We start from the raw sequence: 12391 nt of genomic DNA on the forward strand, positions 1-12391 counted from the left end.
ATCTCCTTTTCGACAAATTCTGCCTGAAAGCTCCTCTACCTGCCCGAACAGCTTTCATTTCATCAACGCTACCTTAAGCTCTGCCGCGCTGACGGTCGCCGTACCGAATTTTCGCACGGCGACGCCCGAAGCAATGTTTGAAAGCCGTGCCGCCGCCAAAGGATTCGCACCGCCCGCGAGTGCAAGAATGAACGCCGCGACACACGTATCGCCCGCGCCCGAGACATCGTAGACCTCGCTCTTGTCCGACACAGGGATCTCATGCCTTGCGCCGTCGGCAAGAAAGAGCATCATGCCCTTCTCGCCGCGCGTGATCAGCGCCCCCTTCGCGCCGAGTTCGGTGATGAGCGCACGCGCCGCCTCTTCGATTGCGTCCTCCGTATCGAGACGCCGTTCAAAAGCGGCGGCAAGTTCGGCATCGTTCTGCTTCACATAGTCGACGCCCGAGAAGGAGCGCACGCCGTAGCGCGAATCGACGATTGTCGGCACACCACGTTCACGGCAAGTAGCGAGCAGCCGCTCGCGAATCCCCTGCGTGACCGTGCCCGAGCCGTAGTCGCTCAAGATGACGGCATCGACATGCGCAAGCGCCTGCAGGAGACGCACTTCCAACGCCTCTGCAAGCGCAGAGGAAAGCGGCTCACGGCTCTCCTTGTCGATGCGCACAATCTGCTGACTGACCGTCGCCCTGCCGCCCGCGATGACGCGCGTCTTGGAAATCGTCGGTCGTTCAGAAGTCGCCAGAAGTCCCGCCGTATCGACGCCTGCACGAGAGAGCACCGAGGCAATCCCCGCACCGCCCGCATCCTCGCCCAAGATGCCGAAAGCGCACACCGCGCCGCCCAAAGTCGCCGCATTGTGTGCAACATTTGCCGCGCCTCCCGCGACGACGCGCTCGCCCATCTCCTCTAAAACAAGTACGGGCGCTTCCCGCGATATGCGCGAAATACGTCCGTCGAGGTAAATATCCGCGACCATATCGCCAAAGACAATAACGCGCGTCCCTTTCATACATCTCACTGCTGATACCAATTCATTCATCTTTGCTGCCGAACCATTCGTTTTTGATACCATTCCCCGCTCCTTTTTCGCGCGGATCACCACGGCGTGAAGTTCAGCCGGATGCTCCAACTGTCGCGCTTCACACGATAGCGCGTAACGAGCTGTACGCAGTGCATATCGTGATACCAATAGTAGTCGACATCATTCAGCGTGCGCCGATCAATATCGTACGCCGTACCGCAGACGACACGGTCACGCTCCGTCAGCCGATAGCTGAATCCCGTGTAGAGCGCACGGTTGTAATCCGCTACATTATAAGCAAAGAGCGCATTGCCTGTGTATACCTGCGAATAGCTGTACTTGCCATAGACGGTCAAACGATCGTCAAACTTCTTCAAGAGGGTCGCCGACCAGCTGAGTCCTGCGATCCGTGATTGATTGTACGATTCCGTCGTCACCGAGTAATCCGTCGCCAAGGTCAGCGAAGCGCCTACCCCCAACGGAATCGGATCGTGGTAAACATTGACCTTCCAGTAAGTATGCGTACTCTTGATCCCGTGGTTATACCAGCGTCCGCGCTCCGCCTCGACGCCCCAGCCGATCGGCGCATCCTTGAAGTGATGCCCGAAAGTATAATGCAAGCTCGGCGCACGACGAATCCAGTTGTCGTCGCGGTCCTGCCAATAGCCGTATTGGAAGTGCAGCGTCCCGTAGTCGCCGCTTGCGCGAAGTTCTGCCTTACCCTTCCAACCGTCCTTCGACGTCACCTGCAGCGTCGGGATAAAGTCGATCTGCTTTGCCACGGGAAGCGTGAAATCCTGACTGACGATGACGCCGTCGGCTTTCGTATACCCCACCGTCGGAAAAGGCGGCGCATCCTCATGTCCGGGACGCAGATCCGCCGTATACCTGTCGCGATGACCAACGCGCACCTTTTTCAGCCATAGATCACAGTCGTAAAATACCATCTTGTCGTTCGGATAGATCTCAATGCGCTTGGCGCTCACACTGTAATCGGGCGTCTTCGCATGACATTTCGTCGCACGTCCCTCATGGACGACGACATGATCGGGGAATATCTCGATCTTCTTGCCCGAGATATACTGATGTCCAACCTTTCCCTCCGCATTCTCAACCTTACCGATGCCGACGCCATAGTTGTACGAGAGCTTCCAGCCGCGAACATCGGCGCGCACCATGCCAGGCGTCACCTGCAGAAGATGCGCCTCGTTTTCGACGACGACATCTTGTGTGCGAGCGTTGCCCTTGATCTCTTCCGATAGGATGCGGCGGTTATCGATCCTCGTGATCTTTACACTGCCGCGAGCGAAAAATTCGCCCGTCACCTGATCGTAAAACAGCTCATCCCCCTCAAACGCCGTCGGCAAAGGAGTCAAGTGGTCCTCCATAGGCTGACGCAGCTCAGACTGCATCGCCGCCGTATCCTTCAGGAGCGTCTCCTGCGCCTCGGAAAGACGATTTTCCCGCTCAGCGCGTCGCTCGTTCTCGATGTAGTCAAGGACGTCCGCTGCTGTATCGCTCGACGAGCGATACTCTGCGAACGCCGCCGAGGGCAGACAGGACGCCGCAAAAACTGCGGCCAAGAAAGCGCCTTTGCGAGCGGAAAAACGCCGAACCATCATCTTCATGAAGCTTCCTCTCACCTTTCCGTCGTCGGTATCGCGTAGAGAACAGTATCATCGTGCGTCTGGATGAAAAGCTCCGTCCCCTCGGGCAACTCGATGTTCTTGCCCTTGACGAAAGCGCCGCCGATGATACCGATCGGGCCCAAGAGCAGCATACCCGCGACGCTCGCACCCGCAGCCATAGCGTAACTCTTCATCTCCTGCTTCGACTCCTCGCCGACGAAGGTCTTGACATCGGTGCCGTCCATCGCTTTCGTCGTATGGAAATCGGTATCAATCCGCGCGTCACGTCCAAAATTGCGCGCCTGATCAACCTTCTTCACCGTGCCCTCGCCCGGCTGCCCCTTGGCAAAGACGAGCATACCGCCCACCACGACGTCCTCTGCCACCTTATAGTGAATGGTATCCCCTGCCTTGATCGTCTTTGCATTGACTGCCTGCGTCAAGGCGATGCGAATCAGCGTATTCTTCGGCACCGTCACTTGCTCCAGCGGCACGCTGTAACCGCCGAACGCCGCCGTGCCGAGATCCTGTATGCGCTTCTTGTACGTGCCCGCACTCGTCTTTCCTGCAACCAGCATTTCCATCTCTGTCACACGCTTGTCGACAGACTTCGGGCTGACCTCATGCATAAGTCCCCATTCGATGGCATTGAGCTGCGTCAAAAGCCCCGGCCCCATCGAGTTGTCGAAGATATCATCGTAGACGATATTGACGCGCTCAAGCATCGCGCCGTTATTGTGCGCACCGAGATAATCCTTTTCGAGCCGATTGATGCGGTCGAGAAGCGCACCTGTCTGCTCGCCGCCCCACGTCTCCTGCTCGACGGCAGAGAGCTTTCCCTGCACCGTTTCCTCCGCTGCACGGACAACGCCAACCTGCGTCACAAAAAGCGCGGCACAAAGCGCCGTGCTCATGATTTTTTTCAAAAACATAGCGGTTCCCCCTTCTTACAAACATGCCTATGGAATCACTGTCCCTACGAAATGCATGACTTCGGTGAATTTTCCCTTATGCCTTATTCTGCAAACAGCGGGGAAATCCTTCCTTAAAAGTCGCCTAGATGAAAGACGCGCGAATTTCTTCGCCGAGAAGCCGCTTGACACAAGCCCTCTTGCACAGGTACCATAGAACGTAAGAACAGATGGGAGCCTATGACGAAGGAGGAATGACACATGCCCGAAATGATTTTTACCTCTGACGAAATCAAACGGAGACTTCAGCCGATTTTCGACAGCCACAAAATCCGGCAAGCCATTCTTTTCGGCTCTTACGGAAAAGGAACCGCCACCAAGGACAGCGATGTGGATTTGCTCGTAAGCAGCAACCTGCGCGGTCTGAAATTCATAGGCTTCGTGGATGAATTGCGTCAGGCGCTGGATGATAAAGACATGGACGTCTTGGACATCACCCATATTGAGCCGCAGTCGCGAATCGCCGAAGAAATTCGGCAGACAGGGATTGAAATTTATGCGCGATAAAATCATTGTCGATAAAATGCTTCGTTACGCAAGCAAAGTGTGCAAATACTGCCAAGACACTTCCTACGAGGAATTTCAGGCGAACGACATGCTGCTGGAAGCTTGCGTCTTCAATCTCAGTCAAATTGGTGAACTGACCGCAAAATTGAACGACAACTTCAAAAAGCAGTATCCGCAGGTGCCTTGGGCGCAAATCTATGGGTTGCGCAATCGCATCGTCCACGACTACGAGGGCGTAAATCTCCGTCTGCTTTGGGAGATCATTTCCGAGGATATGCCGGATTTGCAGCGAACATTGAACGACATAAACGACGAGTGATGCCATTTTTCATCTCTTGCATTTTCCCACACACTATGCTATCTTATGGTCAGCGAAGATGATATCCGCAAGGAATCGTACTTCGCCGCCCTTTGCCGTGCAGGCACGTCCTGCTTTTCTCCTGCCGCAAATGAATACACATCTGCTTAGATCCCTCGGGACTGAGACAGCAAGGACTCGCATAAGATTACAGCGCATACGGCGCATAGCCGCAGCTGTTTTGCATATTTTTCAGCCTTTCTGTCTTGTCGGCAGGAAGGCTTTTTTGATGGGAGGAATCCTCTTGCAAAACATTGGTCGTTTCATCGTCAAAAACATGGTCTGGCTCGTCGTCCTCGTCGGCGCGGCGGGCGCTGTCTTTCCCGCGGCGCTGTCTTGGATCGCGCCGCAGGTGCCGCTCCTCTTGGGACTGGTCATGTTCGGCATGGGCATGACGATCGAGCTGAAAGACTTTCGCCACCTGGCGCGTCATCCGTGGGAAGTGGGCGTCGGCGCACTCGCGCAGTTCACGATCATGCCGCTCATCGCTTATCTGCTCACCCAAGTGCTCGCTCTGCCGCCCGACCTCGCCATCGGCGTCATCCTCGTCGGCGCCTGCCCCGGCGGCACGGCATCGAACGTCGTCACCTACCTCGCAAAGGGCGACGTGACGCTCTCGGTCGCCATGACGACGGCGACGACGCTCCTCGCCCCCTTCGTCACACCATTTCTGACGCTCCTCTTGGCAGGCGAAGAGATCACCGTCCATGCACCTTCGATGATGCTCTCCATCGCCGAGATGGTGCTTCTGCCCGTCCTCTTGGGCGCGGCGGTCAACCACTTCTTCCGGCGGCGCGTCGAGCGTGTACTGATTGTGCTGCCGCTCATCTCCGCCCTGCTCGTCGCGCTCTTGGTCGGCGTCGTCGTCTCGATGAGCGCACCGCGTCTCACCGAAATCGGACCGCTCGTCGCCCTCGCCGTCATCCTGCACAACGGCTGCGGGCTTGCGCTCGGCTATGCGCTCGCCGCACGTCTCGGCATGTCTGCCTCGAAACGGCGCACCGTCGGCATCGAGGTCGGTATGCAGAACTCGGGCATGGCGGCGTCTCTCGCGCTCCTCTATTTCAGCCCCGCCGCCGCAATCCCCGCCGCTCTCTTCAGCGTCTGGCACAACATCTCCGGCTCGCTTGCGGCGAACTGGTTCACGCGGCGCGACGCAGACGACAATGCGCTTTCCGCCGACATTTCCCTCAGATAAACCCTAGGAGGCAATCTCATGAACATCTTGACCACACCGAAGGCACTCCAAGACTACGCAAAAAGCGTCAAACGCACAGGCGAAACGATCGCGCTCGTGCCGACGATGGGTGCGCTCCACGCGGGGCACCTCTCACTCGTCGAAGCCGCGCGAAAAAGCGCGGATCGCGTCATCGTCTCCGTATTCGTCAATCCCATGCAGTTTGGTCCGAACGAGGACTTCGCCGCCTACCCGCGCACCTTCGAAGCCGACGCAGCGAAACTCGAAGCCGCAGGCGTCGACGCCGTCTTTCATCCCGCGCCCGAGGCGATGTACCCTGCCGGCTACGCGACCTGCGTCGAAGTCACGGGCGCACTCACGGCGAAACTCTGCGGCGCGAAGCGTCCCGGACACTTTCGCGGCGTGGCGACCGTCGTATTGAAGCTCCTCTTGCTCTCGGGCGCAGACAAAGCGTTCTTCGGACAAAAGGACGCGCAGCAAGTAGCCGTCCTGCGCCGAATGATCGCCGACCTCGGCGTCGCGACCGAGATCATCATGGCGCCCATCGTACGCGAAGCATCGGGACTTGCGCTCAGCTCGCGCAACGCCTACCTGTCGCCCGACGAGCGCACCGCCGCCCTCGTCCTCTCAAAGAGCCTGCAAGAAGCGCACGACGTCTACGAAACGGGCGAAAAACGCGCAAAGGTACTCAAGGAAATCACCGCCGTCGAACTTTCCAAAGAACCGCTGGCAAAGATCGACTACGTCGAACTTTACTCCTTTCCGGATCTGGAAGAAATTGAACGAATCCATGCGCCTGCGCTCCTCGCCGTCGCCGTATACATCGGCAAGACGCGCCTCATCGACAACATCATCCTGGGGGAAGAACCATGCTGCTGAACTTGATGAAATCCAAAATTCACTGTGCAACCGTCACAGAAGCAAATCTCGCCTACATGGGCAGCATCACCATCGACGAAGCGCTCATGGAGGCAGCGCACATCTTGCCGCATGAGCGCGTGCAGGTCGTAGACAACAACAACGGCGCACGCCTTGAAACGTATGTGATCAAAGGCGCACGCGGCTCCGGCGTCGTATGCCTGAACGGCGCCGCCGCACGCTGCGTACAGCCCGGCGACATTGTCATCATCATGTCATACGCCATGATGACCGAAGAAGAAGCGCGCGCCCACACGCCTATCGTCGTCATAGCAGACGAAAAGAACCAGCCGCGAGAGGTGCGCGGGAGAGAGCAGCACGGTACGATCAGCTAACTTGGCACGCGGTTCTTCGGCGCTTCCTCGGACAAAAATCCCCTGCGAAACAAAACGCCTGTCGCAGGGGATTTTTTCTTCCCATGCCTTTACAAATCAACGCAATTTATGATAACATAAGATTCGTTATTTATATGCACTATTGTCCTTTGACAATGGAGAGGGGACGTATTTATGGACCATCTGATTCCGCTGCTCAATTCTATCGATTCCGTACTCTGGGGACCGCCGCTCATCATCCTTCTCGTGGGTACAGGCATCATCCTGACCGTGCGCCTGCGGCTCCTGCAGGTCGTGCAGCTGCCGCTCGCGCTCTCGCTCATCTTCCGTGCGAAGAACCGCGGCGAAGGCGACGTGTCGAGCTTCAAGGCTCTGTGCGTCGCGCTCGCCGCGACCGTCGGCACGGGAAACATCGTCGGCGTCGCGACGGCGGTCAAGGCGGGCGGCCCCGGCGCGATCTTCTGGATGTGGATGGCGGCGTTCTTCGGCATGGCGACGAAGTACGCCGAAGGACTGCTCGCCATCAAATACCGCACGACGGACAGCCACGGCGACATCGCGGGCGGCCCGATGTTCTACATCGAAAGAGGGCTCGGACGCGCGTGGCGTCCTATGGCGATCTTCTTCGCCTGCGCCTGCGTACTCGTCGCCTTCTTCGGCATCGGCACCTTCCCGCAGGTCAACGCCATCGTCGACAGTGTCGAAATCTCGTTCGGCGTGCCGCGCTGGGCGACGGATCTCGCCATCACAGCGCTCATCGCCGCCATCACACTCGGCGGTCTCAAGAGCATCGCACGCGTCGCCGCTGCCATCGTGCCCTTCATGGCGCTGACCTACATCGCGCTCTCCCTCATCCTCATCGTCATGAACATCGACGCCCTGCCGCACGCCGTCGCCCTCATCTTACAGAGCGCGTTCACAGGCGAGGCTGCCGTCGGCGGCTTCGCCGGCTCGACTGTCATGATGGCGATGCAGAACGGCATCGCGCGCGGCGTATTCTCGAACGAATCGGGGCTTGGGTCCGCGCCCATCGCATCCGCCGCTTCCAAGACGAAGCGTCCGGCGGAGCAGGGGCTGATCTCCATGACCGGCACATTCATCGACACGATCATCATCTGCACGATGACAGGTCTCGCCCTCGTCTTGACGGGCGCCTGGTCGGGCGATGCGGCGGGCGCAGCCATGACGAGCGCCGCTTTCGCCGCCAGCTACGGCGTGATCGGCAGCCACCTCCTGACGATCGCGCTCGTACTCTTCGCGTTCACGACGATCCTCGGCTGGAACTACTACGGCGAGCGCGCAATCATCTACCTTTTCGAGCGCAAAGGCGTGCTGCCATATCGGCTCATCTTCATCGCGCTCGTCGCCTCGGGCGCTTTTCTGAAACTCGAAGCCATCTGGATCCTCGCCGACATCGTCAACGGTCTCATGGCGATCCCGAACCTCATCGCGCTCCTGCTCCTGTCCGGCGTCATCGTGCGCGAAACGAACCTCTATATGAACTATGTCAAGCGCCATGCACGAATGAAGGAAACGTAAAAAGCGCCCGCACGACACCGTTCTTTCGGTATCGTACGGGCGCTTTCCTTTTTTTCAAAAGATCAAACGTGCGGCCACACAGCCCCCACAGCAGCCGGAAATGACGCCGATAAGCCCCGGAATCATAAAACTGTGATTGAGCAAATACTTGCCGATGTGCGTTGTACCCGAGCGGTCAAAGCCGATGCACGCGAGATCCGACGGATACGTCGGCAGGAAGAAGTAGCCGTAGCAGGCAGAGATGAACGACATGATGAGCACGGGATCAACGCCGACATTAAGCGCCATAGGAACGACGATAGCGATCGCCGCCGCCTGCGAGTTCACGAGCTTTGACGTGAAGAACGCAATGATCGCATACGCCCACGGGTACGCCTGCACTGTCGCACCGAGAAAATCCTTGAGGATCGCCATGTGTGCGCTGAAATATGTATTCGCCATCCAAGCGACGCCGTAGACGGAGAGCAGCGCGACCATACCCGAGCGGAACACCTGGCTGTTGCCGACATCCTTCGCCTTCACCTTGCAGAAAAGCAAGATAGCGGCGGCGATCAAGAGCATGATCATCTGAATGACTTCCGTCATGTCGATCGCCTTCATCTCGCCCATCTTGTCGGGAAAATGCGGCAAGAGCGCCGGATCGTTGCCGAGAACCGCTATGACAAGAATGCCGATAAAGAAAATGAACATCGCATGATAGTATGGGCGCGGCAGCTCCTGATCCTACAGGCTTTCCGACTCGCCGTAGACGTACTCCTTGTTTTTCGGTTCCCTGATGAACGCTTGAAACGCCTCATCCTTGTCCAGATCCTTGCCGCGCCGATAGCTCCAAAGCGCAGCGCAGACGACGCCCGTCAAGGTCGCCGGAATCGTCACGCCGAGCACCTGCAGCACCGAGACGTGATGCCCCGCCTGCGCCATAAACGCGATGATGGAAACGACCGCGACAGAAACAGGCGAGCCGCATATCCCCATCTGCGCCGCGACGGAAGAGACCGCCATAGGGCGCTCGGGGCGGATGCCCTGCTTGATCGCCACATCATAAATGATGGGAAACATCGTGTAGACGACATGCCCCGTGCCGCAGAGCACGGTCAAGAGCCACGTCGTGACAGGCGCGAAGATCGTGACCTGTTTCGGATTGTTTCGCAAAAGCTTCTCCGCATACTTGAGCATGACCGTAAGACCGCCCGAGGTCTGCAAAAAGCCTGCGCAGGTGACGACTGCAAGAATCGTCAGCATGACGGAGATCGGCGGCACGCCCGGCTGATAGCCAAAGACAAAGGTATAGACGGCAAGCCCGATGCCGCTGATGACCGCAAGCCCGATGCCGCCGTGATGCACACCGAAAAGCAAACAGCCGAGCATGACAAGAAAGCCCAGAAACATTTCCATAAAAATTCCTCCCAAAATCCCACGAAAACGGCGAAAAAAAAGACGCCCGTTCCCTAAAACTGTCTTGACCGGAGAAACCGAAAAACCCTTTCCTCCGCACAGGATTTTAGAAGCCTTGCCGATCATACGCTTTAATTATAATACAATAATTGTACGCAGGCAATAAAAAAGGGCGCAGACGCGCCCCGTGGGAAAATTTTCCTTACGTTCTTAATATCTGCGATGTTCCTTCACATACTCGACGGGACGGCTCCAATCGACATGGACGTCCGTCGCTTCCCAAAGGCGCGTCAGAGCCGTCTTGAAACTCTCAACATCGGCGACAGGATCAATAAGCTCCTTGCTGAAATCGCGCAGCGTTTCGTGCGGCACGCCGATCTCATGCTTTTCACCGAGATACGCTTCGACCGCGCGGCGCCCCTTTGCATCATCTAAGACGACCGTAGCCGTCCTTTCTTTCGCATCGTACTCGATGTAGCCCAGCTCCTTTTTATACTGAATGGCTACGCTGTAATTCGTTGACACGCTTGATCACCTTTCCTTATCTTCATTTTTCCGCTATACTATAAGAAGCACTGATACATTCAGCGTTTCCTAAGAGAATGCCGCCGCACGGCATTTCCCCGCAAATTTCCCTCTGCAAAAAGAAGGTGCTTCCTAATGTATTCCGAATATCTCATGCTGTTCGTGATCCTTGCGCTCGGCATCGCCGGGCACAATACGACCGTCGCTTATGCCGTCATCATCGTGCTCATCCTAAAGCTCCTCGGACTGACGTCGATGCTCAACATCCTCGCCGCCAATGGGTTGAACTGGGGGATCGTGATTCTTCTGGTCGCCATTCTCGTACCCATTGCGACGGGTGATGTGACCATATCAAACATGATCGACGCTTTCAAAAGCCCCTTGGGCATCGCCGCCATCCTCTGCGGCGTACTCGCGGCAGCGGCAGGCGGCGGCGGCGTCGAACTCCTGAAGAACGATCCGCATATCGTCGCTGCACTCATCATCGGCACGATCATCGGCGTCTGCTTCTTCAAGGGCGTCGCCGTCGGTCCTTTGATCGCGGGCGGCATGACCTATGCACTGATGAAGCTCTTTGCCGTCCTCAAGTAGACACGCTTTCTTCCAGCAGCTTGCGCATCGCCTTGGCGTTTTCCTTGGCGGTGCTTTTTTTGTCATAAAGAGCGACCGCTCTGTCTTGCTCGGCTTCGTCTCTCGCAAGCACAAGTTCGACGCGCTCGCCAAGGATGCGCTTCGCCTGCCGCAGCACAAGCTCCATCGACGCATCGGCGGCGACAAGCACATAGGTGCGTGCGAGATCGCTGTGCGCCGCGTGCAGAAGCTCGGCGACCGACGGGCATTCCTCGCGGCTGCCATGCACAATGACATTCGCCCCAAGCTCCGTCAAACGCAGCCCGCGCGCCGCATCGGACGCGACGGCAAGCAGCGCAACGGGCAGCAGCGACGCATAATCCGCCGTCAGCGAATGCGCCTCCGCCATATCCGTCACGCGAAACGACTGCAGCCTGCCCCAGCCGATCGCCTGCTCAAGGACAGCGCCCGGATGATCCGTATGCACATGGACGAGCAAAGAGCGCTCATCGGCTTCGACAGCGACGAAGCGACACTCCTCCTGCAAACGTCGCTCGACATCGTGTGCGCGCACCTTGCTGCCCACGATGCGAAACGTCACGCAGTACGGACGCACAAGATCGCGGCGCGGATCCGGAATCGAGAGCCGATCTTTTCCCATACCGAGCGAAAGGCTCACGGCAGGCGACACGAAGTTGCCGTCAAGCCCCTTCATACAGCCCTCCAAAAACGTCTGCATGACGAGCGCCCCCGGCTCCTCGCGCTTTTCCTCTGCCAGAGCCTTTTGCCCCTCGCAGATCGCCGTCTGCAAGATCTCCGAGATCGGCAAATTCGCTCGCACAGCATGATACGCCCCCTTCGCGACCGCCTTGGCAGCGGCGACAAGCACCGTTTCCACCGTCGGCGGCAGCACGCGCTGCGCATAGAGGATACCGTACTGAAACGCCTTGCCGAACTCCGACGACGTCGCGTCCACTTTGCCCGACAGTCCCTTTGCGATGCCGCGCAGAAGCTGTGCGAGCACGACGCCAGCCGTCCCGCGCGCCCCAAGCACCGCCGCACTCGCCACACGCCGTGAAAGTCCGCCGATGCTCTCGTCCTTCGCGTCGACAAGCGGCATGACCGCCGCTCCCATCGTGCGCAGCACATGCGTACCCGGCAAAGTCGTACGCTCTCCCATCTTCTTTCTTGAGAGTGCGTCAATGCCCTCGTATTCCAGAAGGAACTCGCCGTAAGCGCCGCTCAGCATACGCTTGAAATCGCTTCCGGTGATGACCTCTCGATTGCCTGTCATAAGGATCCCTTCTTCCTACGGAAACCACGGATACATGCAGCGTCCAGCAGATGGACTTTCATCCATGATCCCCATGCAAACTACACGCACAAACGTCCACTTTGTGGACATTGTGCGCCGCCCTTACAGA

General features: G+C 57.8%; 12 protein-coding genes and 1 pseudogene. 7 read left to right on the plus strand and 6 right to left on the minus strand.

What is annotated here, in order from left to right; translation table 11 throughout:
* Positions 1 to 54: 54 nt before the first annotated feature.
* The 3 genes from ACTTKG_RS01670 to ACTTKG_RS01680 all read right to left on the minus strand — a co-directional run bounded on the left by ACTTKG_RS01670 (position 55) and on the right by ACTTKG_RS01680 (position 3583).
* Positions 55 to 1011 carry a bifunctional heptose 7-phosphate kinase/heptose 1-phosphate adenyltransferase gene (locus tag ACTTKG_RS01670; protein ID WP_442672526.1) on the minus strand — a complete coding sequence of 319 codons (957 nt, stop codon included), beginning with the start codon at positions 1009 to 1011 and terminating at the stop codon, positions 55 to 57.
* An 86-nt stretch (positions 1012 to 1097) separates the two neighbouring features.
* A complete protein-coding gene (locus ACTTKG_RS01675) occupies positions 1098 to 2651 on the minus strand; it encodes a Tat pathway protein (protein ID WP_442672527.1) in 1554 nt (517 codons plus the stop codon).
* Positions 2652 to 2662: 11 nt separating this feature from the next.
* The gene (locus ACTTKG_RS01680; protein ID WP_442672528.1) at positions 2663 to 3583 is read right to left on the minus strand and encodes a hypothetical protein; all 921 of its coding nucleotides are present in this window, start codon (positions 3581 to 3583) and stop codon (positions 2663 to 2665) included.
* A 240-nt stretch (positions 3584 to 3823) separates the two neighbouring features.
* Between ACTTKG_RS01680 and ACTTKG_RS01685 the strand changes: the two genes are divergently transcribed.
* The 6 genes from ACTTKG_RS01685 (at position 3824) to ACTTKG_RS01710 (ending at position 8477) form a co-directional block, all read left to right on the plus strand.
* On the plus strand, positions 3824 to 4129 hold the full coding sequence (locus ACTTKG_RS01685) for a nucleotidyltransferase family protein (RefSeq protein ID WP_442672529.1): 306 nt from the start codon (positions 3824 to 3826) through the stop codon (positions 4127 to 4129).
* Positions 4119 to 4448 carry a HepT-like ribonuclease domain-containing protein gene (locus ACTTKG_RS01690; protein WP_442672530.1) on the plus strand — a complete coding sequence of 110 codons (330 nt, stop codon included), beginning with the start codon at positions 4119 to 4121 and terminating at the stop codon, positions 4446 to 4448. The genes ACTTKG_RS01685 and ACTTKG_RS01690 overlap by 11 nt, the downstream gene beginning before the upstream one ends.
* A 268-nt stretch (positions 4449 to 4716) precedes the next feature.
* Positions 4717 to 5685, plus strand: a complete 969-nt coding sequence (locus tag ACTTKG_RS01695) for a bile acid:sodium symporter family protein (protein ID WP_442672537.1) — start codon at positions 4717 to 4719, stop codon at positions 5683 to 5685.
* A gap of 18 nt (positions 5686 to 5703) precedes the next feature.
* On the plus strand, positions 5704 to 6564 hold the full coding sequence (gene panC, locus ACTTKG_RS01700) for a pantoate--beta-alanine ligase (protein ID WP_442672531.1): 861 nt from the start codon (positions 5704 to 5706) through the stop codon (positions 6562 to 6564).
* Positions 6555 to 6938 carry an aspartate 1-decarboxylase gene (gene panD, locus ACTTKG_RS01705; RefSeq protein WP_442672532.1) on the plus strand — a complete coding sequence of 128 codons (384 nt, stop codon included), beginning with the start codon at positions 6555 to 6557 and terminating at the stop codon, positions 6936 to 6938. Before panC ends, panD begins: the two co-directional genes overlap by 10 nt.
* Before the next feature lie 174 nt (positions 6939 to 7112).
* Positions 7113 to 8477 (plus strand): alanine/glycine:cation symporter family protein, encoded by a 1365-nt coding sequence (locus ACTTKG_RS01710; RefSeq protein WP_442672533.1) that lies wholly within the window; start codon positions 7113 to 7115, stop codon positions 8475 to 8477.
* Positions 8478 to 8531: 54 nt separating this feature from the next.
* On the opposite strand, the pseudogene ACTTKG_RS01715 reads toward ACTTKG_RS01710, so the two are convergent.
* Positions 8532 to 9872 (minus strand): annotated as a pseudogene (locus ACTTKG_RS01715) (anaerobic C4-dicarboxylate transporter).
* A gap of 210 nt (positions 9873 to 10082) precedes the next feature.
* A complete protein-coding gene (locus tag ACTTKG_RS01720; protein ID WP_442672534.1) occupies positions 10083 to 10397 on the minus strand; it encodes a hypothetical protein in 315 nt (104 codons plus the stop codon).
* A 135-nt stretch (positions 10398 to 10532) separates the two neighbouring features.
* Here ACTTKG_RS01720 and ACTTKG_RS01725 point away from each other — a divergent pair, with 135 nt between their 5' ends.
* Complete coding sequence (locus tag ACTTKG_RS01725) at positions 10533 to 10988, plus strand: DUF441 domain-containing protein (protein WP_442672535.1); 456 nt, start codon at positions 10533 to 10535, stop codon at positions 10986 to 10988.
* On the opposite strand, the gene ACTTKG_RS01730 is transcribed toward ACTTKG_RS01725, so the two are convergent.
* The gene (locus ACTTKG_RS01730) at positions 10981 to 12261 is read right to left on the minus strand and encodes a DAK2 domain-containing protein (RefSeq protein WP_442672536.1); all 1281 of its coding nucleotides are present in this window, start codon (positions 12259 to 12261) and stop codon (positions 10981 to 10983) included. The genes ACTTKG_RS01725 and ACTTKG_RS01730 overlap by 8 nt on opposite strands.
* Positions 12262 to 12391: the final 130 nt, after the last annotated feature.

The organism is Selenomonas sp., from assembly GCF_052169755.1.
In the GTDB taxonomy this organism is placed as follows: domain Bacteria; phylum Bacillota; class Negativicutes; order Selenomonadales; family Selenomonadaceae; genus Selenomonas.